Origin of the sequence: Mycobacterium sp. E3198 (assembly GCF_001667015.1) — a bacterium.
Classification (GTDB): domain Bacteria; phylum Actinomycetota; class Actinomycetes; order Mycobacteriales; family Mycobacteriaceae; genus Mycobacterium.
Genome location: NZ_LZIS01000257.1, coordinates 1 through 25,596 on the forward strand (window position 1 = coordinate 1; position 25,596 = coordinate 25,596).

Consider the following 25,596-nt stretch of genomic DNA (forward strand, 5'->3'; position numbering starts at 1 on the left):
CAGCACCAGATCGGCGGCCGCGGCGGCGGCCAGCCGCGCGGAGATCACCTCCCACGGCTTGAGCTGGCCGGACAGCGTGGCGTTCGGGTCGCCTTTCCAGTTGTAGCCGTCGTTGAGCGGGACGTAGTCTTCGTCGCTCTCACACATCTGGACCGTAGGGGCGCGCTTGCCGGGATGGCCTACGCACGGCGTGTTTCGGACGCCGCGGACGTTCTGCGGCGAGTCCTGGGGCACCCGGCAGTACAAGTCGCCATCGGGTCGATCCGGGTAGTCCTGCCACGACGGCACCCGCTGTTGCTGGGCGGGCAAGAAGCCGGTGGTGCACGGTGGCGGCAGGTTGAGGCGCAAGTTGAAGCTCAGGAAGACGCCCTTGTAGCCCTGCTTGGTGTTCCGGTTCGGCACGCCGATCGCCTGGACGGTGGCCACCGCCTGGGGCAGCAGCACCAAGAGTTGCTCGAGGCCGGCGTGATAGGCCACCGCCACCTGCCCGACGCTGATCAGGTTGGCGAGCAACACCGGCACCGCCGGGTTGACCCGATCGAAAAGCTGACGAACTTCCGCGGCGGCGGCGCCTCCCCGCTGCAGCACGCCGTGGACGGCGGGGTCGTTCGCCTTCAGCCCTCGGGTGATGTCGGCCAGGTGAGCGGCCCACGCCTGCACGGCATCACGCGAACCGGTCTGGCTGTCCAGGAGCGGCTTGGACTGGTCGATCAGAGTGAGCAACGCCCCCAGATTCTTGCGGGCGTCGATGGACAGCGAGCTGGTGCCGGCCACCAGCCTGGACAAATCCGGCCCCAACCCGCCGATCGCCGTGTACGCCTCGTCGACAACCGTCTTGAGGTTTTCGCGCGGCACCGACTCCATGCCCTTGTTCACCGAATCCAACAGCGTGTCGAGATCCGGTGGCACCGAGACGCGGTCGACGGGGATGATGTCACCGTCCTTGAGGGGCCGGGAATCTCGGCGTGGCAGCAGCGTCACGTACTGCTCGCCGACCGCCGACTGGCTGTGCACCTGGGCCTCGACATCCGAGGGGATGTTGATGCCGGACTTCAACGAAAGAACCGCCGCGACACCGTCGTTGGTCAGGTGCACGCTCTCCACCCGGCCGACCTCGGTTCCGCGGTAGGTCACATTCCCGCTGGCGTAGAGACCGGCGGCCTGGGGCAACTCGACGGTGACCCGATAGCGCCCGATCCCGAACATGGCCGGCAACTGGATGTAGCCGAACACCATCACCCCGCCGCCGATCAGCGCGACAACCCCGAAGATCGCCAACTGGATGAGGATTCGTCTCGTCAAGGGCGGCATGTCAACGACCCTGATCCCAATGGTAGGGCGCGACAAGGGGATTGCCCGCGGTGTACGGGCTCGGCATCTGGCCGATGGTGCGTCCCCACTGCAGCTCCAGCTCCGTCAGATTGCCCTCCCAGCGAGTGCCGGTGAAAAACGATGCGTCGAGGCGGCTCAGCGTCAAATCGATGATGGCCGTCAAGTTGGCATAGTCGCCGCGCGCCCACTTGCTGATGGTGTCCTTGGGAAACGGGTAGGTGGGCAGGAGGCCCAGCGCGCGGGTCAGGGCTGGACCGGCGTTGGCCAGTGACTCCAGCACCGGCGCCAGGTCCTTGAGCTCCTTGACCAGAGCTTCCTTGGTCTGGTTTGTGGAGTCGGCCGCCAACGCGCTGAACTTGCCGAATTGATCGAGCGCATCCACCAGCTGCTGCCGCTCGTCCTTGAGGGTCCGCAGCGCATCCGGGATGGTTTGCAGCGCCCGGTCCACCACGGGGGTCTGGTCGGCGAACTGGCCGACCAGATTGTTCAGGCTGTCGGTCGCGGCGATGATGTCACCGCTCTGGTCGCCGACGCGGCCGGTGAAAATGTCCAGTTGTTCGATCAGGCTGCGCAGGTCGTCGGCGCGCCCGGCCAATGCCGTGCTCAGCGACTCCGTGACGTCTTGAATCTGCCCGATGCCACCGCCGTTGAGCAGCAACGAGATCGCGGCGAGGGTCTGCTCGGTCGTGGGGTAACTGCCGGCCGAGGCCAGCGGGATCAGCGATCCCTCTGTCAACCTGCCCCTGGGCGGGACGCCCGTCGGCGGGGCCAGCTCGATGTGCAGCGAGCCCAGCAGGCTGGTCTGGCCGATCGTCGCGGTCGCATTGGCCGGCAGATCGACGTCGCCGTTGAGCCGAATTGTCAGCAGCGCATGCCACCCCTGCCGCTGAATCCTGGTGACGTTGCCCACCGTGACGTCGCCCACCTGTACGCGGGAGTTCTGTTCGATGGTGCCCACGTCCGGCAGCTGGGCCTGGATCGTGAACGCACCCGGCCCCCGGCCCGCGGTGCCCGGCAGGGCGACGGAGTTGAGGCCCCGCCAACCACAGCCGGCCAACCCGGCCACAGCCAGCGCCACCAGCAGACCCGCCCCGGCCCGCCGAGACCGGGCCGTCATGACCCGCCCCCGTCGGGCAACAGCAAGCCGCGCAGGCCGTCCGCGGGGTTGCTCTTCGGCTGCGGCGGAACGTAATCCGGTCGCAACCAGTCCTCGCTGTAGGTCACCTCGTTGGGCCGTGCCGCGGCACCCACGATCAGGTTCTCCCCCAGCGGCGGGAAGTTGTACTGGCGGTTCTTGAAGATCGGCGCCAGATACTGGACACACAGCTTCGACGACTGCTCCCAGCCCAGGCGCGATGCCGCTTGAACCGCTCCGCACAGGAACGCGATCGGGTTCGCGAAGTTATTGAAGGCCGGCGCACCGCTCAGTGTGCCCTGGGCGGGCTGATAGATGTTCATGAAGTTCTGCAGCTCGGTCGGGGCGATGTGCAGCGCCTGCTTGATGTCGTCGAGACTGCTTGCCAGCGCGGTGGATAACGACGACAGCTTGTCCGATGTCGTGCCCAGCGCCTCGCGGTTGTCGGCCACGAAGCCCGCGACATCGCCGACCACCTCGTTGAGGGCCGCGACGGCATTGCCGACCTCGTTCGGCTCGTTGGCGAGCAGCCCGGTCACCGAGGCCAGGTTCTGGTTGAGCTGCCGCATCAGGTCGGTGCTGCTCTGCAGCGCCGAAACCAGGATCGACAGGTTCTTCAACGCGCTGAAGGCGTCGTTGCTGTGATCACCGAGTGCCGAAACCGCTTGCGACAGCTTGACGAGGGTGTCCCTGATGGTCGCTCCCTGCCCTCGCAGGTTGTCGGCGGCCGTGTTCACCAGCGACCCCAGCGCGCTGACCCCGCCGGGCTGCGTGGGCTGCAGCATCTGGGTGAGCTTCTCGAGGTCCTTGCGCAGGTCGTCCCACTCCACCGGAACGGCGGTGCGCTGCAACGGAATCACCGCACCACTTTGCAGCTGCGGTCCACCGGTGTAGGCCGGCGTGAGCTGGATGGCCCGCGAGGTCACCAAGGACGGCGACAGGATCACGGCCTTGGCGTCCGCGGGCACCTGGTATTTGCCGTCGTAGGAGAAAGCGATCTTGACCTGCCGGGCCTGCGGCTCGATCTTGTCGATCCTGCCGACGGCCACGCCGAGGATGCGCACTTCGTCGCCGACGAAGATGCCGTTGCTGTTGGTGAAGTAGCCGATGACCGTCGTGCGGCGGCCCGCGGCAACCGAGTGCCACGCCACCGCAAGGCCCGCGGCAAAGGTGAGCACCAGCATGGCGGCCACACCGATACGGACGTTGGCGCGGTTCATCATTGGCCCGCCGTCTTGGGGCCCGGGGCCGGCGGGCCCGGCGGCGGCCCGCCCGGGGGCGGCGCCGGCGGCGGCTCGCGGTAGGGGTAGCGCGGATCGCCCGGACTTCCGGTGATGGCGTCGGGAAGGGTCAGCCGCGGCTCGCCGCCCTGACCTGTGCGTGGGAACGGCACGGGCAGCGCCGGTGTGCCCGGCTGGCCGACTTGCGGATCGGTGAGCTGCGAGGGCAGCAGCACGTTGGGGTCCAGACCCAGGTCTTTGAACGCGGCATCGACGAAGGGCTGGATGAACTGCCCCGGGATCAGGTTGGCGATATAGAAGTTGAACCATGGGCCCGAGGACATCGACTCACCCAGCGACAGTGCGTAGGTGTTGAACTTCTTGATCGCCAACTGCACCCGCTCTTTGCGGTGGTCGACGATCGCCATGACCTCGTTGAGTTTGTCCAGCGCCGGCTTGAGCGCCTGCCGGTTATCGGCGATGAATCCCTTGAGCTGGCGGCTCACGGCGGAGATGTTGCCGGAAATCTGGTCCAGGGAGCGGCTTTGGCTTTCCAGCTGGGCCAGCAGCGCGTTGCTGTCGGCGACCAGGCGGACAATTTGGTCGCTGCGCTCCGACAGCACCGTCGTCGCTTTATTGGCGTTGGCCAAGAGGTTTCGCAGTTGCGCGTCGCGGTCGTTCAGCGTCTTCGCGAACCGTGCGACACCGGCCATCGCGATTCGCAGGTCCGATGGGGTATCGGAAAACGTGCCCGCCAACACGTTGAGCGATTCGGACAGCCGTTCGGTGTCGAGCCCGCTGATGGTGGTGGCGAGGTCGCCGAGTGCGTCGGGCAATTGGTAGGGAGCCGTCGTGCGCTCGAGCGGGATAGGCCGGGACAACCTGCCGTCGCCGCGCGGCGTGATCTCGAGGATCTTCGCGCCCAGCAGGCTCTTCGTCTTGATCGCCGCCTCGGTGCGATCGCCCAGCCGGATGTGCTTGTCGACCTCGAAGGTGACCAGCACCCGGGGCCCGTCCAGCGAGACGCTGTTGACCTTGCCGGCTTTGAAGCCCGAAACCTGGACCGCGGTGCCGGTCAACAGGCCGCCGGCCTCGGCGAAATACGCCGAATAGTCCCTGTCGTCGTTGAACAGCGGCAGCTTGCTGTAGGTCAGCGACGCCCCCACCAGGCCGGCGACGACCACGACGCCGACCGCTCCGACGGCGACCGGATTGCGTTCGGAGAAATACTTCATCGCGGCGTGCACCTCCCCGAGGGCTGGCCGATCACCTTGACGTAAACCGGTTGGCCCCCTTTGCCATTCACCTTGAACAGCAGCTCGCACAAATAGAAGCTGAAGAAATCGCCAGACAGGCCCTGCCGGTTGAGCATCTGATAGGCATCGGGCAGCGTGTTGATCAGGTTGTCGAAGTAGTCGTGATCGGCCAGTATCAAATCCGCTATCCGATCCGATTCTTCGACGATCTTGGCCAGCGGCGCGCGCCCCTGCGCGACGAGGTCGGCGACCGAACCGGCGGCCGCGTTGGCGTAGGCGATGCCGGTACTGATGTCCTGCCTCCGGTCCGCCAGGGTTGCCAGCAAGTGGGACAACGAATCGACGGACTTTGCGAACTGGGTGCTTTGGCCACCGAGTGAGCCAAGAACGGTGTTCAGGTTGGTGATGACCTGCCCGACCAGCCGGTCGCGATCCGCGAGCGTGTTGGTCAGCGCGGCGGTCTTCACCAAAAACGAGCCGATCGTCGCGCCCTCGCCCTGGAATGCCTTGATCAGCTCGCTGGACAACGAGTTGATCTGGTCGGGATTGAGCGCGTGGAACAACGGCCGGAAGCCCCCGATCAAGGCGTCCAAGTCCAACGCCGGCGCCGTCCGGTCCAGCCCAATGGTGCCGCCGCGGTCGAGTCGTCTGGTGCTGCCGGAGCCTTCCTCGAGCGCCAGATAGCGCCCGCCGATGAGATTCTGGTAGCGGATGACCGCCTTGCTGCCCTCGGTCAGAACCACCGAGTTGTCCACGCTGAACTCGACGAGCGCGGTGCCGTCGTCCCCGATCGAGATCTTGCGGACCTGGCCGACCTCGACCCCCGCGATGCGAACGAAGTTGCCGCCCTCGAGCCCCGACACGTTGCTGAATTGAGCCTTGTACGCGGTCTCTTCCCCGAACCGCAGCTGAGCGAATATCGCCAGCATGGCAAACAGGCCCAGCGCGCACGCCGCCATGAAAATCGCCAGGCGCCAGATGGCGCCCCGCAAGTTCTCTCTCATCCTGGCTTCTCCTGCCTGGCGTCCATGTCAGGGCGACGGTGTCGGGGTGGGCTGCAGTTGCGCCGGCGCCGGGGGGACAAACGGCTCGGATCCCGGTGGGACAGGGCCCGATTCGCGCGGCGCGCCCGGCGGCGGTGCCGGCGGCAGGCCCGGGTAGAGCGGGGTTCCGTCCGGCGCGTACTGCGGGGCGCCGTAGGGCGGCGCGCCGGGGAACGGGATGGGTCCGGGCGCGGGCCCACCCGGATACCTGATGCTGGGCGGTTCCGGCGTGCCCCGGGTGACCGGTAGATAGTCGGCGTAGCCCGGGAATGCGATTCCGGGGTTGGGCCGCAGGTCCAGCCCCGTTCCCCATCCGGTGTTCGTAACCAGTTGGCGCAGCGGCCAGTTCGCTGCGACGTCGGGCAGCGATCCGCAGCCCGGTTTGCCGCCGGGTCCGCCCTTCGCCCCGACGATGGGCAGGTTCTGCGGGTAGCGGTATTGGTCGGCGCCGAACAGCGGAGTGCTGTCGATGATCAGTGAGTACCCGTTGGCGCCGCCCGTGGCGTCCAGGTACCCGGTATCGAGCGCAGTCTTGGCCCCGACCAGCATGCACGTCAGCATCGGGTTGTACTTCATCAGCAGGCTGGTCGTCGGGTCGAGCAGGCTGACGGCCCGGACGAGGTTGTCCTTGTTCGGGCCGACGAGCCGGATGCCGCTGCGCGAGAGCCCGATCATGTCGGCGAGCAGCGAGTCCAGCGCCGGGGCGTCACCGGTGATGGTGGCGCTGGTGACGGCGGAAGCGTCCAGCACGCGCAGGATGTCCTGCGCGGCGGCGCTGTACGTGTCGGCGAACCCCTTGGCGGCCCGCGTATCCGCCCGGATCGTCTCGGCGCGCGGATTGAGCTCGCGCAGCACCTGGTTGGCGTCGGTGATGCTTTGCCCGATGATGGCACCGCGGCCACGCAGACCGTCGGCGAGCGCGGACAGCACCCCGTTCAGTTTCGCCGGGTCGATCTGATTCAAGATCTTCACCAGGTTGGCGAACATGTTGTTCACCTCGGTGCCCACACTCTCGGCCTTGAGCACCGCTCCGGCGGCGAGGGGCTTGCGGCTGGGGTCGCTGGGATAGACCAGGTCGACATATTTGCCGCTGAACAACGTGGTGGCGCGGATGCGCGCCCGCACGTTGGACGGGATGTATTTGATTTCGTCCGGGTAGATGTCCAGCGTGAGGCGCACCCGATCGTTTTCGGCGGCGATCTCGCTGACCCGGCCGACCTGCACGCCCCGCATCTTGACCTTGCCGCCACGGTCCATCACCAGGCCCGCCCGGTCGGAGATCAGGGTCACCGCGACGTACGACGTGAACGAGCCGCTGAACAGCGCGGACGTCAGGGCGACGAGCACGCCGACCGCGACGACCGAAATGAGCGTCCACCATGCGGGATGCATTCCCGCCGAGCGCGATTCCGACATCGCTACCCCGACAGGTTGAAGTGGCCGGACTGGCCGTGGACGGACAGCGAGATCGACAGCACGATGAGCGTCAACACGATGAGCGAGGTCCGCACCGAATGGCCGACCGCCTCGCCCACCCCGGCGGGTCCGCCTTTCGCGTTGTAGCCGTAATACGTGTGCACCAGCATGATCGCGACGGCTGCGGTGATCACTGTGAAGAACGACCAGAGCAGGTCGGTCGAATTGAGAAACGTGCGGAAGTAGTGGTCGTAGACGCCGGTGGACTGGCCGTAGATCCCGGTCGTACCGAACCGGGCGGCCTGGAAGGCACAGACCACGGCCACGCAGTACAGCGGGATCACCACGACGACCCCGGCCACGACCCGGGTGGACACCAGGTACGCGACGGAGCGGACGGCCATCACCTCGAGCGCGTCGATCTCATCGGCGATCCGCATCGCGCCCAGTTGCGCGGTTGAGCCCGCGCCGATGGTCGCGGCGAGGCCGACGCCGGCGACAGCGGGCGAGATGATGCGCACGTTGACGTAAGCGGAGATGAAGCCCGTCATGGCCTCGACGCCGATGCCCGACAGCTGGTTATAGCCCTGCACGGCGATGACCGCGCCGGTCGACAAGGTGAGGAAGCCGACGATCACCACGGTGCCCCCGATGACGGCCAGCGCGCCGGTGCCCAGGCTCATCTGGGCCACCAGTCGCAGGATTTCCCTGCCGTAGCGGCCGAAGGCCGTCCGCATCTCGGTCAACGTTCTGGCGTAGAAAGCCACTTGAGTGCCAACGCGATTCCAGCCGGCGGCCGCGCCGCTCGCCGCGCGACCGAGCCACGCGAATCGCCGCTCCGCCGCGCTCGTCATTGCGGCCCCGTGTAGAACACGGCCGTCGCGATGATGTTGATCACGAACAGGGCGATGAACGAGTACACGACGGTTTCGTTCACCGCGTTGCCCACGCCCTGCGGACCGCGCCGGACCGAGACGCCCTTGTAGCAGGCGATGAGGGCGGCCGCCATTCCGAACAGCGCACCCTTGACCAGACCCAGCACCAGATCGGGCAGGTGGGTGAGCAGTGTCAGGCCCGCGGCAAAAGCGCCGGGAGTGACGTGCTGGACGAACACCGAAAAGAAAAACGACCCGGCCAGGCCCACCAACGTCACCAGGGACACCAACGACACCGCAACCACGGTGGCCGCCAGCACCCTCGGTGCGGCGAGCCGACGAACCGGGTCGACCCCCATCACGCGCAGCGCGTCGAGTTCGTCGTGGATGGCGCGCGAGCCGAGGTCGGCACACATCGCGGTCGCTCCCGTGCCGGCGACGACCAGGACCGTGACCACCGGCCCGATCTGGGTGACCGAGGCAGTCGCGGCGCCGGTGCCGGAGAAGTCGGCGGCGCCGAACTCGACGAGCAGAATGTTCATCGTGAACACGACGAGCACGGTGAACGGAATCGCAAGCAGCAGAGTCGGAATCACCGATACTCGCGCCACGAACCAGGTCTGGAGCAAGAACTCGCGCCACGGGAAAGGCAATTTGAACATCGCCACGAAGGTGTCCAGTGACATGGCAAAGAATTCACCTACCGAACGGAGGGGCTTGATTGCCGCGTCATAAGACATCGCAGTCACGACCCCGCGGTGGGAACATACCCGGCGGCCGATTGCCGCAACTGCCAAATTTGTGCAGGGCACAATTCGCCGACGGCCTGACCGACCAAATAGCCGGCCTGATACTCATCCGACGTGCCGAAGTCCTTTTTGACCCCGGTCAGGATTTGCGCGTAGCGTTCCCCGGCCCGCACCCTGTCGCAGATGCCGTTCCCGTAAGCCAATGCGGCCTCGGCATCGGGGAAGTTGTAGCCCGGTCGCACCGTCACGTTGACGAGGTAGGCCACCACATCCGCATGCGCGGGAGGCGGGCCGGTCCACAGAAAGCCCGCGACCGCCAGCGGCCCGACAACAACCCGACCGTTCATCGGGGCGCCCGCTCGGCCGGCGCGCCGTACATGGCGACGAGCACGCTGCGGTCAAGGCTGTTCTGAGACCACACACCCATCTGCGTGTAGGCGCAGTTCCGCATGATCGCCAGGTAGGCGGGGTTGTTGTACCACTGGTTGATCACCTCGACGTTGTTGATGGCCAGCGCCGGATTGATCGCCACGGTCTCGGCGACACCCCCGCGGTAGCCGGCGGCGCTTGCCCGCTGCTGCGGAGTCGAGCCATCGGATCCGACGTCACCGTCGAGGGAGCGGTTGCCGAGCACGTCGTCGGTGTGCCATTGCGCCGCCAATTGCAGCTGGGGGTTGATTTTCACATCGTTGGTGCAACCGGCGTTGTGTTGGACGGTGTAGACGTTCGCGACGACGCCGTCGTTGAGCCGCTTGTTGTCCGCCTTCACAATTGGCGCGCTGCCGAGGGTTTGACCCATGACAATGGTCAGTATCGGCAGCCACGCGGCGTGGTGCGGTTTCATCCGCCAGCGCGCTTGCCGTGGGGCTGCGCGATCCATTGGCGCGCATCATCGGCTTTCGCCTCGTCAAACGTGCGGTACCGCCCGGGCCACAGAAACCCGAAGAGCTCGCTGAATTTGGCCATGTGCTTCACCCATTCCGCATCGCTGACGATCGCGCAGCGATCCCAGTCGAAGTAGTGACCGATACCGAACTTGGAATCCGCCCAGATCGCGCCGGGACCGAAGCTGGCAAAGTCGGGCGCGATCTCCAGATAGATGCCCACCCTTTCGTGCCGGCCCAGCTTGTCTTCGAAGCCGGGTATCAGCACCTCGTCGTAATCCGCCTTGGTCACGTGCCCGTGGAAAGCAAACGCGGCGACGTCGTCGGGGAAATCCCGGAGCATCTCGATCACGAAGCCTCCTCACCGGACAAATCGCAGGTGGGGTCATCGTCTCCGCGCCGAACGTGGCCGCCTAGGGGCCAAAGTCATCGGAACATGCGACCGCTGGCAGCTATTTCGGAGCGCCGACGGCCCCGCACGCCCCGCGCGCGACTGAGGTAGTCGACTACGCATGCCACGGGGCCATCGTCGGCCTTACGGTTGGTGCGCCAACCACCGCTTGCCCGGTCAAGGCGCCACATCGGAAAAGAGGAAGACGATGTTGGGATCACCCACGGGCCTCGACGAGCCCATCAACCGACAGCCCCCGGCTGCCCCGTCGGTGGAGGTGACATCCACCGAGGTACTGATCAGCACGCAGCAGGTGGTGTTCGGCACCGCGGCCGCGCTGGGGGCGCGCCGCACGAGCATCGGCGGCCGGCTGGTCGCCACCGCGCGGCGGATGCTCACCACCGCGACCGATGCGTCGGTCCCGGAGCGCCGGCATTACCCGAAGCGTTACGGGTTCCTCGAGAACGCCCTCATGGCACGCGAAATGGAAAGATTATGAACGTTATCGTCGCACTTGCGTCCGCGATGTTGATGGTGATGATCGCGAAGGGGATCTACAGCCTGCAGTGGTGGCTCGAGCGCAGCGACTACATCCGTCATTTCGAGGACTGACCGCCCGCGCCCGGACGGCTGCCGCGGCGGCACGCCGAGGAAAGAGTTCGTGCCGAAATCCCGTGGCGCCTCCTAGAATTGTGCGGAATGAGGGTCGGCATCGACTTTGGCACCACCCACACCGTCGTTGCGGCCGTCGACCGCGGTAATTATCCGGTCATCTCGTTCGACGGGCTGGACGCCTGGCCCTCGGTCATCGCCGCCAACGCCGCTGGGGAGCTGCGGTTCGGGGCGGACGCGGCCGCCGTCCGGCACGAGCCGGGCTGGTCGGTGCTGCGGTCGTTCAAACGCCTCCTCAACGAGGCCGGACCGCAGACCGAGGTGACCCTGGCCGGCCGCAGCCACCGGTTGGCCGACCTGCTCACCGGCTTTCTGGCCCAACTCAAACGCGATCTGCAGCGTCGCTCGAACGCCACCCTGGCGCCGGGCGAAACCATCGAGGCGGCGATCAGCGTGCCCGCCAACGCCTCCAGCGCGCAGCGGCTGCTGACGCTCGACGCGTTCGTCGCCGCAGGTTTCCACGTCGTCGCGCTGCTGAACGAGCCGTCGGCCGCCAGCCTGGAGTACGCGCACCGGTACCGCTCCACCATCACCGCCAAACGCGAGTACGTCCTCGTCTACGACCTCGGCGGCGGCACGTTCGACGCGTCGCTGCTGAAGATGACCGGGCACGAGAACGAGGTCGTCGTCAGCGAAGGCATTCAGCGCCTCGGCGGCGACGACTTCGACGAGGCGATCGCGGATCTCGTCCTCGCCCGGCTGAACTTGCCGGGGGTGGACCCCGCCATTCGCGAGTTACTCCGGGAGGAGTGCGCCGCCCGCAAGGAGGCCGTCGGGCCGCAGACCCGCCGTTTCCTGGTGGACCTCACCGGCGTCGACGCGGTCGACCGGCCACCCTTCTCCTGCGGCATCGACGACGTCTACTCCGTCTGCGCGCCGCTCGTCGACACGACGACCGAACTGCTGCACCGCGTCCTGCACGGTCCCGCTCCCGGCGTGACGTGGTCGGAGGTGGCGGGCATCTACGTGGTCGGCGGGGCGGGCGGCTTCCCGCTGATTTCCCGGATGCTGCGCACGGCATTCGGCGAGAAGCGGGTGAAGCGCTCGCCGCACCCGTTTGCCGCGACGGCCATCGGCCTGGCGGTCTTCCTGGACAAGGAGGCGGGTTTCGAGTTGTCCGAACGCTTTTCGCGGCACTTCGGGGTCTTCCGCGAGGCGCAGGCCGGCACCGACGTGGTGTTCGACCCGATCGTGCCGAAGGACGCCTCGCTCCCCGCGGACACCCCACTGGTCGTCCGGCGGACCTACCGGGCGGCGCACAACATCGGGCATTTCCGGTTCGTGGAGTGCAGCCGGCTGGTCGACGGGCGCCCTGACGGCGACGTGACGCCCTACGATCCGGTCCTGTTTCCCTTCGACCCCGCCCTCTACGACCGCGACGACCTCGGGCGGCAAACGGTCGGCCGCTTCAGCGACGGACCCGACGTCGAGGAGCGCTACGTCGTCGCCCCCGGCGGCGCGGTGGAGGTGACGCTGACGACGCACCCGGCCGGCTTCGAGCGCACGTTCCGGCTGGAGCGGTGTGCGGTGGCGAGTTAGTGAGTCTGTTCCGCCGCGGCGATAGCGTCGGACTATGGCACAGATCGATTTGGACGCGCTGTCCACCCCCGAACACGGCTACACCGTCAACGACGAGGACGACGACGACCCGGTCCTGCTCGATCGGGACGGCAATCACGTCGACACGTGGCGCGAGCGATACCCCTACGACCAGCGCATGCCGCGCGACGAATACGAGCACCTCAAGCGCCGCCTGCAGATCGAACTGCTCAAGCTGCAAAACCACAGCAAGCGCACCGGCGCCCGGCACGTCATCGTGTTCGAGGGACGCGACGCCGCCGGCAAGGGCGGCACCATCCAGCGATTCATGGAACACCTCAATCCCCGCAACGCGCGGGTGGTGGCCCTCGAGAAGCCGTCGGAACGCGAACGGACGCAGTGGTACTTCCAGCGCTACATCGGCCACCTGCCGGCCGGCGGCGAGATCGTCTTGTTCGACCGCTCGTGGTACAACCGCGCCGGCGTCGAGAAGGTGATGGGCTTTTGCACCCCGGGCCAGTACGCCGAATTCATGGAGCAGGCGCCGCCCTTCGAACGGATGCTGGTCGACAACGGGATAAGCCTGACCAAGTTCTGGTTCTCGGTGTCACCCGCCGAGCAGCGGACCCGGTTCGCCGTCCGGTTGGTCGACCCGGTCCGGCAGTGGAAGTTCTCGCCGATGGACCTGGAGTCGATCAACCGCTGGGACGACTACACCGAGGCCAAGGAGGCGATGTTCGAGGCGACCGACACCAATGTCGCCCCGTGGATCGTGGTGCGCAGCAACGACAAGAAGCGCGCCCGGATCAACGCCATGCGCTACGTTCTCGCCAAGTCCGATTATGACGACAAGGACGACGAGGTCGTGGGCGAGCCGGACCCGCAGATCGTGGGCCGCGCGCTGACGGACTGACCGAAGGGAGGCATCCTCATGTCCACCTGGCTGATCACCGGCTGCTCGACGGGGCTGGGCCGCGCGCTCGCCGAGGCCGTCATCGCGGCCGGCCACAACGCCGTCGTCACCGCGCGCGACGTCGCGAAGGTCGCCGACCTGGCCGAGACCACGCCGGAGCGGGTGCTGGCCGTCGCCCTCGACGTCACCAAGCCCGCGCAGGTCACCTCCGCCGTGCGGCGGGGTCACGAGCGGTTCGGCGGGCTCGACGTCCTGGTCAACAACGCCGGCTACGGCTACCGCGCCGCCGTCGAAGAGGGCGACGACGCCGAGATCCGGGAGTTGTTCGAGACGCACTTCTTCGGCACCGTCGCGATGATCAAGGCGGTGCTGCCAGGCATGCGGGCGCGCCGCAGCGGCGCGATCGTCAACATCTCCTCGATCGGCGCGACGGTGACCCCGGTGGGATCCGGCTACTACGCGGCGGCCAAGGCCGCCATGGAGGGCATCAGCGGGGCCCTGCGCGGTGAGCTCGCGCCGCTGGGCATCTCGGTCACGGTCGTCGAGCCCGGCGCCTTCCGCACCGACTTCGCCGGTCGCTCGCTGGCGCAGTCGGCCGCGGTTATCGACGACTACGCGGCCACCGCCGGGCAGCGGCGCAAGGAAAACGACACCATGCACGGCAACCAGGCCGGCGACCCCGCCAAGGCCGCCACCGCGATCATCACGGCCGTCGAGTCAAGCGAGCCGCCCGGGTTCCTGCTGCTGGGCCCCGACGCCCTGGCCCTCTACCGCCATGTCGCGGACGCCCGCGCCGGCGAGATCGCGAAATGGGAAGGGCTGAGTAGCGGCACCAATTTCGACTGAGCCTCAGCCGCGCACCGCGGGCAGCACGTCGCGCTCCCACGCCGCGAAGAACCCGTCCATGTCCGGACCGATCTGCTGCACGTAGACCTCGTCGATGTCGGCGTCGACGTACTTGCGGACCTGGGCGATGTGCTTGTCGGGCTCCGGCCCGCACGCGACGCTCTCGGCGACCGTCTCCGGCGGCACCAGCGACATGAGCGCGGCAAAGTCCTTGGGCCGCGGCAAGATCTGCGAGGTCTGCCCCGGCAGCCCCTCGTTGCCCCACAACCGGTGCGCGACCTTCAGCGCGGCGTCGGCGTCGGCGTCCCAGCTCACCTTGGTGCCGGCCTGCACCGGCTTGTCGCCCCCACCGGAGTCCCGGAACGTCTTGACCAGATCGGCCTCGGGCATCGCCAGCACGTAGCCGTCGCCGATGCGCCCGGCCAGCTCCGCGCCCTGCGGACCGAACCCGGACACGTAGATCGGCACCGGCCGCTCGGGCCGGGTGTAGATGCGCGCCTCCTGGACCTCGTAGTGCTTGCCGTGGTGGCTCACCTCGTCGCCCCGGTGCAGCAACCGGATGACGTCGACCGCCTCCTCCAGCATTTCCTGGCGTACCGCCACCGACGGCCAGCTGTCGCCCAGGATGTGCTCGTTGAGCGCCTCGCCGCTGCCGACCCCGAGCACGAAACGACCGTCGAGCTGCACGGCCGCGGTGGCCGACGCCTGAGCGACGATTGCCGGATGCGTCCGCACGGTCGGGCAGGTGACGGCCGTGCTGACGGGCAGCGACGTCGCCTCCGACAGCGCGCCGATCACTCCCCACACGAACGGGCTCTGGCCCTGCTCGTCGTTCCACGGATGGAAGTGGTCCGAGATCCACAGCGCATCGAACCCGGCGGCCTCCGCGCGCTTGGCCTGGTCGAGGAGTTCCTTCGGGCCGAACTGCTCACTGGACAGGAAATATCCGAACTTGGTCATGGCGGCGGGCTACCCCCTGCGCGGTGGCTTATGCCTCGCGCCGCCACCCGAGACCGATCCCCGCCCCGACGATAATCCCTTCGCTATTTAGGAGAAGGCTGTTCTCCTGAACCGAGAGACACCTTACGATCGGTGGGTGCCCCCCACGCTGGAACTCGACCGGCCCCGCGACGGCGTCGTCGTCGTCCGGCTGAACCGTCCGGAGCGGCTGAACGCCGTCAACGCGGCCATGCAAACCGAATTGGCGGCCGCCCTCGGCGATTTGGCGGGCGATTCCTCGGCGCGTGCCGTCGTGCTCACCGGCGCCGGTCGCGGCTTTTGCGCCGGGATCGACGTCCGCGACTTCGGGCCCGACGTCCCCGAGGCAACGGCCCCGGCGCTGGACCGGATGCGCTTCCAGGAGGGCATGGCCGCGCTCGCCGAACGCATCCGGGAGGTGCCGCAGCCCGTCATCGCCGCCGTCAACGGCCCGTGCGTCGGCGCGGGTTTCGCGCTGTGCCTGGCCGCCGACATCCGAATCTGTTCGGCGCAAGCCTCGTTCGGCAACGGGGCCATCCTGCTCGGCCTGTCGGGCGCCGAGATGGGCATGAGCTATCACCTCCCCCGCATCGTCGGCACCAGCGTCGCGGCCGACTGGATGCTGACCGGACGCACGGTATCGGCCGGCGAAGCCGATCGGCGGGGGCTGGTCAGCGAGGTCGTCGAACCCGATCGCCTGGCCGGCCGCGCCGTCGAGTTGGCGTCGCTGATCGCCGGGCTCGCGCCGCTCGGCGTGCAACTCACCAAGCGCGCGCTCCAGGTCAATACCGACGCGGCGGGCCTGCCCGCGGCGCTGGAACTCGAGAACCGTAACCAGGTGATCGCGCATGCCACCGAGGAAGCGGCCGAACGCCGCGCGAAGTGGTCCCGGTGACCGGCCCGCTGACCGGCGTGCGCATCGTGATGATGGGCGGCCTGGGGCCGGCCCCCTTGTGCGGAATGTTGTTGGGCGACTTGGGTGCGGACGTGGTTCGCGTGGACCCGGTCTCGGGTGTGGACGGCGCGCTGCCCATCGACTACACGGTCCGGCGCAGCCAGCGGTCGCTGGCCGCCGACGTCAAGGATCCCCGGGGCGCTGAACTGGTGCACACCCTGGCCGCCGACGCGGACGCCTTCGTCGACGTCTTCCGGCCCGGCGTTGCCGAACGGCTGGGCATCGGGCCGGACGCCTTGCGGGAGCGCAATCCTCGCCTGGTGTATGCCCGGATGACGGGCTACGGCCAGGACGGGCCGCTGGCCGGGCACGCCGGCCACGACATCAATTACATCGCGCTGGCCGGAGCCCTGCACGGCATCGGCACCGCCGAATCGCCGCTGCCGCCACTGAATCTGGTCGGCGACTACGGCGGCGGCGGCATGCTCCTGGCCGTGGGGCTGCTCAGCGCGATCCTCGAAGCCCGCCAGTCCGGTGCGGGTCAGGTCCTCGACGTGGCGATGGTCGACGGCGCCGCGACGCTGATGGCGCCGTACTTCGGGATGGTGGCCGCGGGCACCTGGCGCGATCACCGGCAGGACAATCTGCTCGACGGCGCGGCCCACTTCTACGGCACCTACGCCACGGCCGACGGGGGCCACGTCGCCGTCGGCGCGATGGAACGAAAGTTCTACGCCGAGCTGTGCGATCGCCTCGGCGTCGACGTGCCCCAGGATCAGGACCGGCCGGCGACGTGGGCCGCCCACCGCGCCGAGCTGGCCGGGCGCTTCGCCGAAAAGACCCGCGACGAGTGGGAGCGGATTCTCGATTCGCCGGGATGCTGTGCGACGCCGGTGCTTTCGCTGCACGAGGCGCCCCTGCATCCCCACGCCGCCGCGCGCCGCGCCTTCTCGAGGTCGACGGCGTCACGCAACCCGCGCCCGCGCCACGCTTCTCGCGCACCCGGCCCGCGGCGCCGTCGGGCCCCGCGCTGCCGGGCGACCACACGCGCGCACTGCTGCGCGAGCTGGGACTGGACACCCGAGCCATCACCGAACTCGTCGATACCGGCGTGGTGGCACAGAGCAAGAGGGGACGATAAATGGCGTGGGACTTCTCCACCGACCCGCAATGGGCGCAGCAACTGGACTGGGTCGAGGAGTTCGTGCGCAGCGAGTGCGAACCGATCGACCTCATCGTCAAGGAGTCTCACGACCTGAGCGACCCGGTGCGCCAGGCCCTGATCCCACCGCTGCAGGAAATCGTCAAGGAGCGCGGCCTGTGGGCCACTCACCTCGGGCCGCACCTCGGCGGACCGGGTTACGGCCAGGTGAAGCTGGCTCTGCTCAACGAGATCCTCGGCCGCTCGGAGTGCGCGCCGATCGTCTTCGGCTCGCAGGCCCCCGATTCGGGCAACAGCGAAATCCTCGCCCATTACGGCACACCCGAGCTCAAGGCGCGCTACCTCGAGCCGCTGCTGGACAACCGCATCGTCTCCTGCTTTTCGATGACGGAGCCGCAGGGCGGAGCGGACCCCAAGGTGTTCCGCACCACCGCGGTGCCCGACGGCGATCACTGGATCATCAACGGGGAGAAATGGTTTTCGTCGTTCGCCTCGATGGCGTCGTTCATCATCGTGATGGCGATGACCGATCCCGAAGCGCCGCCTTATCAGCGCTACTCGATGTTCGTCGTGCCGGGCGACACCCCCGGCATCAACGTGCTGCGCGACGTCGGGCTGGGGTATCAGCCGTCCGGCAGCGGGCGGGAAGGGTACGTCCGTTACGAGAACGTGCGGGTGCCCGCCGATCACATGCTGGGCCCGCGCGGTGGGGCCTTCGTCGTCGCCCAAACGCGCCTGGGCGGCGGGCGAATTCACCACGCCATGCGCACGGTGGGGCTGGTCCGGCGCATCTTCGACATGATTTGTGAGCGGGCGGTGTCCCGGTACACGCAGGGCGAGGCGCTGGCCAACAAGCAATTGGTCCAGGAGATGGTCGCCGACTCGTGGATGGAGATCGAGGCCTTCCGGCTGCTGACCCTGCAAACCGCTTGGAAGATCGACCAATTCAACGACTACAAGGCCGTGCGCGCCGACATCTCGGCGGTCAAGGCGATGATGCAGAAGGTGTTGCACGACGTGTCGGCGCGGGCGCTGCAGTTGCATGGGTCGCTGGGCACCACCCACGAGATGCCCTTCGTCCAGTACCTGGTCGAGTCGTTCGTGCTCGGCCTCGCCGACGGCCCGACCGAGGTGCACAAGGTGACGCTGGCCCGCCTGCTGCTCAAAGACCGCCCACCCGCGCCCGACCTGTTCCCCTCCGAGCACCTGCTGCGATTGCGCGCGGCCGCCGAGGCCAAGTTCGCCGACCGGCTGGCGGGCATCCCGCGCGGATAGCCCCGCTGGTCACACGGCTTTGGTGACGCCGACGTAGGACAGCACCACGTCGGATTGATCGGTCTCGCGCGTCAGCGTCGCGTAGGAGCGGATGAACGACTGCCCCACGCAGCCGTCGATCTTGACGTGGAAGTTGCTGATCATCACCCAGGGGCTCGCACCCTTGAACGCCTTCTTGACCACCGGCACCACGATCACCAGCCCCGGCTTGAGGCCCACGGTGATGACACCGTTCACCGGGACCGTAATCAACGGGATAGGAGTCGGAGCGCCGGCAAACACGCCCGCCAGGCCGAGCCCCGGGGTGACGCCGGCGCTGCCGCCCATCGTGACGCCGTTGGACGTGCTCATGTCGATGCCGCAGCCGATCTCGTAGCCCACCTCGAGGGTGCCCCGGGGCTGCTCCGGTCCGATCAGCGAGCCGACGAACGTCCCGCTGGCCAGGTATTCACGGGACGAGACGGCGGTGGTCAGCGGCGCCACCGGGATCTGCGACTCGTCCTTGGCGCCGAGGCCCAGGGTCCAGCCGTCCGGGGTCTTGAGGATTGCCGGCGGGTTCGAGGCCACGGCGCCGTCCGGTGCGGGCACCGTCACGGCGGCGGGGTCGGCATCCGGATCGGCGCCTACCGACGGCGCCGTGACGACGGCCATGACGAGACAAACCGCGACAACCGCAACGCGGCGAACGACCACGGTTATCGGCCTCACGCGCGACACCGTAGGCGCGGAGTGAAACGGGTCAGGGAATTTGCTGGGCAACCGGCCGAAGTCGTTGTGCGTTCGTGACAGATCCGCGATACGGGCCCAGATCGCTGCGCCGATCCTGTATCGGTTTGTTTGCCGGACCGCTAGAATAGGCGGGCGACGGAGAGGGCGGGCATGAAGCGCGTTGTGGTGGCCATCGCGATGAGCGCGCTGGCTCTCGCGGCCAGTTCGGCCGTGGCGAACGCCGACTCCGATCCCTTCACACCGGGGCCCGGGGTAGTCGATCTGATCACGACGGAGAGCCCGGGACTGTTCGTGGACCCCTCGGACGAGGGCGGCCCGTCGATGGCCTGGGGCGGCGCCGGCATGTATTGCCAGAATCTGTATGTCAAGTGCCACTAGCCCAGCACGGACCGCGCTCGCTCGAGCAACCGCGGCAGCGTGGGGGCCATGGCTTCCCATTCGGCTCGCGGTGAGCGCCTGCGGCGGTTGTGCTTGACGATCAGCGACCACGTCGCCGCCGACTTGAAGCACGCCAGTGCGCTGAACCAGCCCAAGTCGTCGACGTCGCAACCCAATTCGCGCCCATAGAGTTCGGCGAGTTCAGCGGTCGGGGGCGCCACACCCGCGGAGTCCGGAAAGCGTTGGTACGTCGCGGGGTCGCCGTTGATCAAAAACCAGCCGACGTCGATGCGCGGATCACCGATCGACCAGATCTCCCAATCGATCACGGCGGTGATCCGGGTCCCGACGGCCATCAGGTTGCCCAACCGGAAGTCGCCGTGCACGGCGCTGGGCCCCATAGCCGTTGGCGCACACGCCAGTAGGGCGTCGCGCACGCCACGCCAGCCCGGGACCAGCGCCGCGTCGACGGTGCATAGCGTGTCGGACCAGCGCTGGACCTCGGCTCCGGGATCGACGACCGGTTCCGCGTCCAGGCCCAGCTCGCGCGGCGACAGGCGGTGCAGGGCCGCCATCGCCCGGCACGCGTTGCGGTAGCGCTCGGCAAGCTCGACGTCCGGCGGGCAACCGTCGAACAGCGGCTCCACGCAGTCGCCTTCGACGTGGGACATCACGAACAGCGGCGGAACATCGGGCGGCTCGCCCGGATCCTCCCACACCACCTCCGGCACCGGAACATGTGTCGGCGCAAGCGCTTTCATGATCCTCGCCTGACGCAGCACGTCGCGATGCCCGACAGGTTCGACGCCGGGCGGGGCAACCTTGATCACCACCCCCCGGCCGTCCCGTTCGCCGGAGAACGTGAGGCTGGAGGCTCCCCCGGCCAGCGGGGCCAGGCCGGCAACGTCCGCGGCCGCGAGTCGCCGGCGCAGCTGTTCGAGATCGAGCTCGGGCATTCAGCCGGCCCAGCCGACCTCGGCCAGGAAGGGTTGGGTGTGTGCGATGCGCCCGGTCATCGTCTTCGGGTCGCAGGTGCACAACCTCAGGGCGGTCTCGGTGATCAGTTCGATGTCCTCGGTGTCGGTCTTGGCCAGGTCCAGCGTGCCCGCTCCGGGCGTTGCGACGGGGTTGGACGGAGCGGCGGCGTTGACCGCGATGCCGTCGCCGTAGAGTTCGGCGGCAAGGCTTTTGGTGAGCCGGTTCAGCGCGGCCTTGGCCGTTCCGTAGATGCCGAAGCCGGCGCTCCGGTCGAATTCGGAGAACGGCGGTCCGGGCGGCAGGTCGCCGCCCACCGACGTGAGATTGAGGATCCAGCCCCGCCCGCGCTCGCGCATCGCGGGAATTGCCAACTGGCTCAGGTGCAGCGGCCCCAGGACGTGCATCTCGATCATCAGCCGGGCCCGCCGTTCCGGGAACCCGTCGAGCGACCGCAGGAAGGTGACCGCCGCATTGTTGACCAGAATGTCGGGGGCGCCGACGGCACCCACCGCCTCCGCGAAAAGCCGTTCGCGTTCCTCGGATTGGGAAAGATCCGCCGGAATCGCCACCGCGCGGCCGCCGGCGGCGACGATCTCGTCGCGGGTCTGGCTCAGCGATCCCTGGTATTTGGGATCGGGGTCCATCGTGCGTGCGGTCAGCGCCACCGTCGCCCCGCGGGCGGCGAGCCGGGCCGCGATCGCCTTGCCCAGGCCCCGGCTGGCGCCGGTGACAAGGGCAACCATCCCGTCGCACCGCGGGTCTGCGCCCATCGTCTACCTCCTCGAAAATCCCGCCGCGGAAACGGCTTCTCGAAAAGAGAGAATGCCATTATCGTCGCCCGAGTGGAAGGGCGGCCAGGATTCCTGCGACAACTGAACGGGAATCCCCGGCGAATGAGCACACCGCCAGAGGTCGTCGAGTTGATCGATGCGCTCGCCTTCGACATCTACGACGCCTACGACCGCCCGCGCCTCTACCCGGCGCCGGAGAAGGCGAAGGCGATCACGGCGTCGCGCTACCTGGCCCGACAACTCGTCCGGAAGGGCTGGCGCAACGACGGCGCCGCCGAACTGCCCTGCTGCCCGTACGGGACCGTGACGTGCTTTGACCCGGCACCGCACGCCCACTGCGAAATGTAGGGTCAGCCCCCGGCATTGCCGCGTAGGGCGTCGAGGGAGTACCTCCCGCCGCCGACGAAGACCAGCAGCAGGAAACCGAAGCAGAAAAGTATCGCCAAAGCACCGCCATTGCCCGCGGGCGGATCACCGATGGGCCAGAGCGCCCGCGGCTGATGCATCCAGAAGTAGGCGACCGCCATTTCCCCGGACGCGATGAAAGCGACTGCGCGGGTGAACAATCCGGTCGCGATCAGCAGTCCCGCGACCAATTCGAGCAGGCCGGCGTACCAGCCGGGCCAGACTCCGAACTCGACGCGCCAGCCGGGACGCACGGGCCAGCGCAACGCGCTCGTCGAGCCGTACGCGGCGAAGAGCAACCCATAGACCAGCCGATAAAGGCTCAGCACGGCCGGCGCAAACCGGTCGAGAACGTTCGTCATCCCCCAGAGGTTACGGTCGCCACCCAGCCAAGCAGGCGGCGCCACAGCCGGTGGCGGCTCGACGCCATGTTGTGGCAGTGCGCGCTGTCGGCCAGGACGACCGTGGTGATGTCGGGGCTGCTGCGAAACAGGGCGGCTTCCGCGCGCGGGTCCGGGGAGACGTCGACGACGCCGTAGCCGAGGAGCACCGGAACGCCGATCTGCGCCGCGTGCTCGGCGACGACGCCGGGGACCATCGCCGTGCCGAAGACGCGCGGCACCACCGACTTTGCCGTGACGCAGTCGGCCGCGACCACATCGGCGGGTACGTCGGCGAGGTGAAACCAGCTCTGCAGGTACTCGCGCGGACCCTCGGCGTAAGGCTCGGGCAGGGCGGCGAGGATCTGCCGGGCCAGCTCTTCGCGGCCCTGCGGGGTGGCCGCCCGGGCGATGAACGCCGGATCGAGGTTCAGCGGTGCCACGTGCTGATTGGTACAGCCGAGGGCCGCCAGGCCGACGTAGCTGGAGAACAGCGACTGCTGAACGATCGCGAGGTAGGCGCCCAGCGAATGCGCCACGGCCACGGCGGGCGCGTCGTCGTCGGTGACGCCGGGCAGCGCGGAGACGGCCCCCGCGAGCGCGGCGGCGATGTCGGTGAAGCCGAAATCGCGCACGGGCCTGGAGCTTTCGCCGGTGCCCAGCGGGTCGATCGTGACGACGCTGTACCCGTTCCCGGTGGCGAACTCGGCGAAGCTGTAGCCGCTACGGCCGGCAATGTTGAGGTCCCAGTATTCGCGGCTGTAGGTGCCGCCCGGGAGGCAGACGAGCACGGCGCCCGGGGCGCCCCGCGACGGGTAGTACGTCGCCGCCAACGACGCCCGCTCGCCGACCACGTCGCTGACGTCGAAGCGCATCGGTCGTGGGGAAGCGGTCATGGCGCGCCTTCCGTCGTAGCGTCATAGTTGGTTCAGATTGAACCGCGCGGTGAGGTGGGGAGTGGGAAATGGCTGAACAGCCCGCAACCGGGCACCCGAGCCCGGCGGAACGCGCTGCACAGGTGGAGCAGCGGGTGAAAGAGCTTCGAGACCGAAGGGCCGAACTGGCCGCCGGCGAGCCGCCATCCAAGGAGTCGGTCAGTGTCGCGCGCCACCGCGCCGAGGAATCGCTGCAGTTCGCCACCGCCGCCCACCACGCCGCCGCCCAACGGCACGAGGAGCTGGCGCGCGTGCACGAGCGCACGGCGAACACCTACCAGCGCGCCGCCATGGACGGGCGCGGCTCCCCCACCCGGCTGCAGCAGGCGGCCGACCAGCACTGGCAGGCCGCGCACGACAGTCACCTGGACGCCGTAGCGGACGAGGCGCTGGCCGAGGACCCCGAGAAGTCGACGTCGGGTTAGCGCGTTGACCTACCTGTTGCTGCTGGGCGCGATCTTCGCCGAGGTGGTCGCGACCAGCTTGCTGGGGAGCACCGAGGGATTCACCCGGTTGTGGCCGACGGTCACCTGTCTGGTCGGTTACGCCGTGTCCTTCGCGCTGCTGGCGGTGTCGATCTCGCGCGGCATGCGCACGGACGTCGCCTACGCGTTGTGGTCGGCGATCGGGACGGCCGCGATCGTGCTGATCGCCGTGCTGTTCCTCGGCTCGCCGATATCCGTGGCGAAGGTCGTCGGCGTCGGGTTGATCATCGCCGGCGTGGTCACGTTGAACGTGGCCGGCGCGCATTAGGTAACGCAGGGCGCCCGTTCTCAGACATTCACACCATGATGGTCACCCGGGCCGCCGGCGCTGCCACGCTGGCCGGTGCCGCCGCGCTGCTCCTCGCGGTCGGCACCGCGCGCGCCACGCCGGCCCCACCGCGCGGCGAGGGCATGCTGTACGGAAACCCCGCGGCGGCGGCCGAGTTCTGGCGTTACCAGGGATACGACGACGACTGCGTGGAAATGGCGGTCGCCGACGTGGTGGGTGAGCTGACCGGTCGGCAGCCCTCCGAGCAGGCCATCGTCAAGGTGGCGCAATACACCCCCAGCACCGTGCACCCCGGGCCGGTCTACACCAAGCCGAAGAAGCGCAAGCCCGGCAGCGGCACCTCGTTCGACGACGAGCCGGCGCTGCTCGCCCACTACGGCGTCCGCGCGGTGTCCACCGACAAGGCACGCGCCGCGAACGCGGGCACGCCCGAGGGACTGAACGCACTCGAGCAGGACCTGGCCAAGGGCCGCAAGGTGATCGTCGGCGTCAACTCCGAGCTCATCTGGCGCGAGCCCGTCGAGGACAAGACGCCCGACGGCCGGCCGGAGGCCGACCACGCCGTCGTGGTGACCGGCGTGGACACCGCGGCCGGCGTCGTGCACCTCAACGACAGCGGTCTCGAGCAGGGCCGCGACGAACAGGTGCCGATCGACGTCTTCGCGCAATCGTGGGCCACCAGCGACGACCAGATGACCGTCACGGATTAGCGACGGGAGCCACGTTGAGCAGGCTCACCAGCGCATCGGTCACCTCGCGGGGACGCTCCTCCATGACGTAGTGGTCGGCGCCGCGCAGGCGGGTCAGCGTGGCGTGGGGAATGCGGTCGGCGAGTTCGCGTGCGGTGTCGAACGGGACGTACGGGTCGCGGTCGCCCCAGATCACCGCGACGGGGCGGCGTATGCCCGCGAGCCCGTCGGTCAACCACCGGACCGCGGGCACCGGGTACTGCGCGAAAAACTCCCAAAACGTGCGCCGGCCTCGCGCCGTGTCCATCCACCCCAGGTATTCGGCCTCGACCGCGGTGTCGAAACAGCCAAGCTTGCGGTAACGCGCCAAAGCCAAGTGGTGCAGCGACCCCAGTGGCAGGCGCCGCGCGGCCGCGGACAACACGGGGTGGGTAGCGATCCGGTGCTGCCCCAACGAGAACCGGTAGAACCACGGTCGGAAGACGCCGTGCGCGCGGGTGTTCAGCAAGGCGAGCCGTTGCACCCGGTCGGGGTGGCGAATGGTGTAGCCGAGTCCGATGAAGCCGCCGTAGTCGTGGGCGAAAAGGTTGAATCGCTGCCACCCCAACCGCTGCACGAACCGTTCGATCCGATCGATCTCGTTGTCGAAGGTGGGCGGGGTTGATGGCGGATCGGACCGGCCGAATCCGGGCCAGTCGGGCGCGACGACGTGATGGTCCTCGGCCAGCGCCGCGATCTGGTGGCGCCAGCACGAGGCGCTCTGCGGGTAGCCGTGCAGCAGCAGCACCGGCTCGCCGCTGCCGGTGGTCACCCCAAACACCTTGCGTCCGTCGACATCCCAGTGGGTCGATGCCATCACCGGAATCTATTCGAAATTCGCGGCGCGCCGCCCCACGCTTCAGGACGGGCGGCGCTCGATTGCCGCCATCGACACCCGGACTGGGATTTCGCCATGT

At 68.2% G+C, this 25,596-nt stretch carries 30 protein-coding genes; 12 read left to right on the forward strand and 18 right to left on the reverse strand.

The window, feature by feature from the left end; all coding sequences use genetic code 11:
• From A5673_RS25855 to A5673_RS25905, 11 genes are all read right to left on the reverse strand, one after another.
• A partial coding sequence (locus tag A5673_RS25855) for an MCE family protein (protein ID WP_156748642.1) occupies window positions 1–1,311 on the reverse strand: 1,311 nt, incomplete at its 3' end.
• Window position 1,312: 1 nt separating this feature from the next.
• Window positions 1,313–2,449, reverse strand: a complete 1,137-nt coding sequence (locus A5673_RS25860) for a virulence factor Mce family protein (RefSeq protein WP_068239163.1) — start codon at window positions 2,447–2,449, stop codon at window positions 1,313–1,315.
• A complete protein-coding gene (locus A5673_RS25865; protein WP_156748647.1) occupies window positions 2,446–3,687 on the reverse strand; it encodes an MCE family protein in 1,242 nt (413 codons plus the stop codon). Before A5673_RS25865 ends, A5673_RS25860 begins: the two co-directional genes overlap by 4 nt.
• On the reverse strand, window positions 3,687–4,922 hold the full coding sequence (locus A5673_RS25870; RefSeq protein ID WP_082958970.1) for an MCE family protein: 1,236 nt from the start codon (window positions 4,920–4,922) through the stop codon (window positions 3,687–3,689). Before A5673_RS25870 ends, A5673_RS25865 begins: the two co-directional genes overlap by 1 nt.
• Complete coding sequence (locus A5673_RS25875) at window positions 4,919–5,947, reverse strand: MCE family protein (RefSeq protein WP_068239171.1); 1,029 nt, start codon at window positions 5,945–5,947, stop codon at window positions 4,919–4,921. The genes A5673_RS25870 and A5673_RS25875 overlap by 4 nt, the downstream gene beginning before the upstream one ends.
• Before the next feature lie 27 nt (window positions 5,948–5,974).
• Window positions 5,975–7,402 (reverse strand): MCE family protein, encoded by a 1,428-nt coding sequence (locus tag A5673_RS25880; RefSeq protein ID WP_068239173.1) that lies wholly within the window; start codon window positions 7,400–7,402, stop codon window positions 5,975–5,977.
• Window positions 7,403–7,404: 2 nt separating this feature from the next.
• Entirely contained in the window at window positions 7,405–8,256 is an 852-nt protein-coding gene (locus A5673_RS25885) for an ABC transporter permease (protein ID WP_068239178.1), read from the reverse strand.
• Window positions 8,253–9,017, reverse strand: coding sequence for an ABC transporter permease (locus A5673_RS25890; protein WP_082958971.1), 765 nt, complete (start codon window positions 9,015–9,017; stop codon window positions 8,253–8,255). Before A5673_RS25890 ends, A5673_RS25885 begins: the two co-directional genes overlap by 4 nt.
• A gap of 5 nt (window positions 9,018–9,022) precedes the next feature.
• Window positions 9,023–9,373: a DUF732 domain-containing protein gene (locus A5673_RS25895; RefSeq protein ID WP_068239180.1), complete on the reverse strand. Its 351-nt coding sequence runs from the start codon at window positions 9,371–9,373 to the stop codon at window positions 9,023–9,025.
• Window positions 9,370–9,825, reverse strand: coding sequence for a CAP domain-containing protein (locus A5673_RS25900; protein ID WP_156748648.1), 456 nt, complete (start codon window positions 9,823–9,825; stop codon window positions 9,370–9,372). Before A5673_RS25900 ends, A5673_RS25895 begins: the two co-directional genes overlap by 4 nt.
• Window positions 9,826–9,866: 41 nt before the next feature.
• Window positions 9,867–10,253 (reverse strand): STAS/SEC14 domain-containing protein, encoded by a 387-nt coding sequence (locus A5673_RS25905; protein WP_231971460.1) that lies wholly within the window; start codon window positions 10,251–10,253, stop codon window positions 9,867–9,869.
• 256 nt (window positions 10,254–10,509) lie between these two features.
• Here A5673_RS25905 and A5673_RS25910 point away from each other — a divergent pair, with 256 nt between their 5' ends.
• From A5673_RS25910 to A5673_RS25925, 4 genes are all read left to right on the forward strand, one after another.
• Window positions 10,510–10,800: a hypothetical protein gene (locus A5673_RS25910; RefSeq protein ID WP_156748643.1), complete on the forward strand. Its 291-nt coding sequence runs from the start codon at window positions 10,510–10,512 to the stop codon at window positions 10,798–10,800.
• Window positions 10,801–11,000: 200 nt separating this feature from the next.
• Window positions 11,001–12,512, forward strand: a complete 1,512-nt coding sequence (locus A5673_RS25915) for an Hsp70 family protein (protein ID WP_068239200.1) — start codon at window positions 11,001–11,003, stop codon at window positions 12,510–12,512.
• 34 nt (window positions 12,513–12,546) lie between these two features.
• Window positions 12,547–13,425 (forward strand): polyphosphate kinase 2, encoded by an 879-nt coding sequence (ppk2, locus tag A5673_RS25920; protein WP_068239204.1) that lies wholly within the window; start codon window positions 12,547–12,549, stop codon window positions 13,423–13,425.
• A gap of 18 nt (window positions 13,426–13,443) precedes the next feature.
• Window positions 13,444–14,271, forward strand: a complete 828-nt coding sequence (locus A5673_RS25925) for an oxidoreductase (protein WP_068239207.1) — start codon at window positions 13,444–13,446, stop codon at window positions 14,269–14,271.
• 3 nt (window positions 14,272–14,274) lie between these two features.
• On the opposite strand, the gene A5673_RS25930 is transcribed toward A5673_RS25925, so the two are convergent.
• On the reverse strand, window positions 14,275–15,231 hold the full coding sequence (locus tag A5673_RS25930; RefSeq protein WP_068239210.1) for an LLM class F420-dependent oxidoreductase: 957 nt from the start codon (window positions 15,229–15,231) through the stop codon (window positions 14,275–14,277).
• A 136-nt stretch (window positions 15,232–15,367) separates the two neighbouring features.
• Between A5673_RS25930 and A5673_RS25935 the strand changes: the two genes are divergently transcribed.
• From A5673_RS25935 to A5673_RS25945, 3 genes are read left to right on the forward strand one after another with little or no spacing between them, the layout of a single operon-like run.
• Window positions 15,368–16,144: an enoyl-CoA hydratase/isomerase family protein gene (locus tag A5673_RS25935; RefSeq protein ID WP_068239212.1), complete on the forward strand. Its 777-nt coding sequence runs from the start codon at window positions 15,368–15,370 to the stop codon at window positions 16,142–16,144.
• Window positions 16,141–17,403, forward strand: a complete 1,263-nt coding sequence (locus tag A5673_RS25940) for a CaiB/BaiF CoA-transferase family protein (protein ID WP_156748644.1) — start codon at window positions 16,141–16,143, stop codon at window positions 17,401–17,403. The genes A5673_RS25935 and A5673_RS25940 overlap by 4 nt, the downstream gene beginning before the upstream one ends.
• A complete protein-coding gene (locus A5673_RS25945; protein ID WP_068239214.1) occupies window positions 17,286–18,581 on the forward strand; it encodes an acyl-CoA dehydrogenase family protein in 1,296 nt (431 codons plus the stop codon). The genes A5673_RS25940 and A5673_RS25945 overlap by 118 nt, the downstream gene beginning before the upstream one ends.
• A 9-nt stretch (window positions 18,582–18,590) precedes the next feature.
• Here the strand turns inward: A5673_RS25945 and A5673_RS25950 are convergent, their stop codons facing one another.
• Entirely contained in the window at window positions 18,591–19,274 is a 684-nt protein-coding gene (locus tag A5673_RS25950) for an MspA family porin (RefSeq protein ID WP_231971461.1), read from the reverse strand.
• Window positions 19,275–19,460: 186 nt separating this feature from the next.
• Between A5673_RS25950 and A5673_RS25955 the strand changes: the two genes are divergently transcribed.
• Window positions 19,461–19,688 (forward strand): hypothetical protein, encoded by a 228-nt coding sequence (locus A5673_RS25955; protein ID WP_068239220.1) that lies wholly within the window; start codon window positions 19,461–19,463, stop codon window positions 19,686–19,688.
• Here the strand turns inward: A5673_RS25955 and A5673_RS25960 are convergent.
• Together A5673_RS25960 and A5673_RS25965 are read right to left on the reverse strand one after the other, a co-directional pair.
• On the reverse strand, window positions 19,685–20,644 hold the full coding sequence (locus tag A5673_RS25960) for a phosphotransferase family protein (RefSeq protein ID WP_068239223.1): 960 nt from the start codon (window positions 20,642–20,644) through the stop codon (window positions 19,685–19,687). The two genes, A5673_RS25955 and A5673_RS25960, sit on opposite strands and share 4 nt — an antisense overlap.
• The gene (locus tag A5673_RS25965; RefSeq protein WP_068239224.1) at window positions 20,645–21,436 is read right to left on the reverse strand and encodes an SDR family NAD(P)-dependent oxidoreductase; all 792 of its coding nucleotides are present in this window, start codon (window positions 21,434–21,436) and stop codon (window positions 20,645–20,647) included.
• A gap of 123 nt (window positions 21,437–21,559) precedes the next feature.
• On the opposite strand from A5673_RS25965, the gene A5673_RS25970 reads away from it, so the two are divergent.
• A complete protein-coding gene (locus tag A5673_RS25970; RefSeq protein WP_068239228.1) occupies window positions 21,560–21,805 on the forward strand; it encodes a hypothetical protein in 246 nt (81 codons plus the stop codon).
• 2 nt (window positions 21,806–21,807) lie between these two features.
• Here the strand turns inward: A5673_RS25970 and A5673_RS25975 are convergent, their stop codons facing one another.
• Both A5673_RS25975 and A5673_RS25980 read right to left on the reverse strand, forming a co-directional pair.
• Entirely contained in the window at window positions 21,808–22,224 is a 417-nt protein-coding gene (locus tag A5673_RS25975; RefSeq protein WP_068239231.1) for a DoxX family protein, read from the reverse strand.
• Window positions 22,221–23,138, reverse strand: a complete 918-nt coding sequence (locus tag A5673_RS25980) for an alpha/beta hydrolase (protein WP_068239234.1) — start codon at window positions 23,136–23,138, stop codon at window positions 22,221–22,223. Before A5673_RS25980 ends, A5673_RS25975 begins: the two co-directional genes overlap by 4 nt.
• A 68-nt stretch (window positions 23,139–23,206) precedes the next feature.
• Between A5673_RS25980 and A5673_RS25985 the strand changes: the two genes are divergently transcribed.
• From A5673_RS25985 to A5673_RS25995, 3 genes are read left to right on the forward strand one after another with little or no spacing between them, the layout of a single operon-like run.
• Window positions 23,207–23,602 (forward strand): hypothetical protein, encoded by a 396-nt coding sequence (locus A5673_RS25985; RefSeq protein WP_068239241.1) that lies wholly within the window; start codon window positions 23,207–23,209, stop codon window positions 23,600–23,602.
• Between the two features lie 4 nt (window positions 23,603–23,606).
• A complete protein-coding gene (locus tag A5673_RS25990; protein WP_068239252.1) occupies window positions 23,607–23,930 on the forward strand; it encodes a multidrug efflux SMR transporter in 324 nt (107 codons plus the stop codon).
• Between the two features lie 26 nt (window positions 23,931–23,956).
• On the forward strand, window positions 23,957–24,661 hold the full coding sequence (locus A5673_RS25995; protein ID WP_369806530.1) for a hypothetical protein: 705 nt from the start codon (window positions 23,957–23,959) through the stop codon (window positions 24,659–24,661).
• On the opposite strand, the gene A5673_RS26000 is transcribed toward A5673_RS25995, so the two are convergent.
• A complete protein-coding gene (locus A5673_RS26000; RefSeq protein ID WP_068239258.1) occupies window positions 24,651–25,496 on the reverse strand; it encodes an alpha/beta fold hydrolase in 846 nt (281 codons plus the stop codon). The genes A5673_RS25995 and A5673_RS26000 overlap by 11 nt on opposite strands.
• Between the last annotated feature and the right edge of the window lie 100 nt (window positions 25,497–25,596).

What these genes read in the sequence shown, in the direction of transcription:
- A5673_RS25930 (WP_068239210.1), bottom strand. Translation starts at nt 15,231, where the DNA reads ATGACCAAGTTCGGATATTTCCTGTCCAGTGAGCAGTTCGGCCCGAAG.
- A5673_RS26000 (WP_068239258.1), bottom strand. Translation starts at nt 25,496, where the DNA reads ATGGCATCGACCCACTGGGATGTCGACGGACGCAAGGTGTTTGGGGTG.
- A5673_RS25960 (WP_068239223.1), bottom strand. Translation starts at nt 20,644, where the DNA reads ATGCCCGAGCTCGATCTCGAACAGCTGCGCCGGCGACTCGCGGCCGCG.
- A5673_RS25865 (WP_156748647.1), bottom strand. Translation starts at nt 3,687, where the DNA reads ATGAACCGCGCCAACGTCCGTATCGGTGTGGCCGCCATGCTGGTGCTC.
- A5673_RS25910 (WP_156748643.1), top strand. Translation starts at nt 10,510, where the DNA reads ATGTTGGGATCACCCACGGGCCTCGACGAGCCCATCAACCGACAGCCC.
- A5673_RS25885 (WP_068239178.1), bottom strand. Translation starts at nt 8,256, where the DNA reads ATGACGAGCGCGGCGGAGCGGCGATTCGCGTGGCTCGGTCGCGCGGCG.
- A5673_RS25870 (WP_082958970.1), bottom strand. Translation starts at nt 4,922, where the DNA reads ATGAAGTATTTCTCCGAACGCAATCCGGTCGCCGTCGGAGCGGTCGGC.
- A5673_RS25975 (WP_068239231.1), bottom strand. Translation starts at nt 22,224, where the DNA reads ATGACGAACGTTCTCGACCGGTTTGCGCCGGCCGTGCTGAGCCTTTAT.
- A5673_RS25890 (WP_082958971.1), bottom strand. Translation starts at nt 9,017, where the DNA reads ATGTCTTATGACGCGGCAATCAAGCCCCTCCGTTCGGTAGGTGAATTC.
- A5673_RS25965 (WP_068239224.1), bottom strand. Translation starts at nt 21,436, where the DNA reads ATGGGCGCAGACCCGCGGTGCGACGGGATGGTTGCCCTTGTCACCGGC.
- A5673_RS25970 (WP_068239228.1), top strand. Translation starts at nt 21,560, where the DNA reads ATGAGCACACCGCCAGAGGTCGTCGAGTTGATCGATGCGCTCGCCTTC.
- A5673_RS25880 (WP_068239173.1), bottom strand. Translation starts at nt 7,402, where the DNA reads ATGTCGGAATCGCGCTCGGCGGGAATGCATCCCGCATGGTGGACGCTC.
- A5673_RS25955 (WP_068239220.1), top strand. Translation starts at nt 19,461, where the DNA reads ATGAAGCGCGTTGTGGTGGCCATCGCGATGAGCGCGCTGGCTCTCGCG.
- A5673_RS25905 (WP_231971460.1), bottom strand. Translation starts at nt 10,253, where the DNA reads ATGCTCCGGGATTTCCCCGACGACGTCGCCGCGTTTGCTTTCCACGGG.
- A5673_RS25985 (WP_068239241.1), top strand. Translation starts at nt 23,207, where the DNA reads ATGGCTGAACAGCCCGCAACCGGGCACCCGAGCCCGGCGGAACGCGCT.
- A5673_RS25915 (WP_068239200.1), top strand. Translation starts at nt 11,001, where the DNA reads ATGAGGGTCGGCATCGACTTTGGCACCACCCACACCGTCGTTGCGGCC.
- A5673_RS25895 (WP_068239180.1), bottom strand. Translation starts at nt 9,373, where the DNA reads ATGAACGGTCGGGTTGTTGTCGGGCCGCTGGCGGTCGCGGGCTTTCTG.
- A5673_RS25925 (WP_068239207.1), top strand. Translation starts at nt 13,444, where the DNA reads ATGTCCACCTGGCTGATCACCGGCTGCTCGACGGGGCTGGGCCGCGCG.
- A5673_RS25875 (WP_068239171.1), bottom strand. Translation starts at nt 5,947, where the DNA reads ATGAGAGAGAACTTGCGGGGCGCCATCTGGCGCCTGGCGATTTTCATG.
- A5673_RS25860 (WP_068239163.1), bottom strand. Translation starts at nt 2,449, where the DNA reads ATGACGGCCCGGTCTCGGCGGGCCGGGGCGGGTCTGCTGGTGGCGCTG.
- A5673_RS25945 (WP_068239214.1), top strand. Translation starts at nt 17,286, where the DNA reads ATGGCGTGGGACTTCTCCACCGACCCGCAATGGGCGCAGCAACTGGAC.
- ppk2 (WP_068239204.1), top strand. Translation starts at nt 12,547, where the DNA reads ATGGCACAGATCGATTTGGACGCGCTGTCCACCCCCGAACACGGCTAC.
- A5673_RS25900 (WP_156748648.1), bottom strand. Translation starts at nt 9,825, where the DNA reads ATGGGTCAAACCCTCGGCAGCGCGCCAATTGTGAAGGCGGACAACAAG.
- A5673_RS25980 (WP_068239234.1), bottom strand. Translation starts at nt 23,138, where the DNA reads ATGACCGCTTCCCCACGACCGATGCGCTTCGACGTCAGCGACGTGGTC.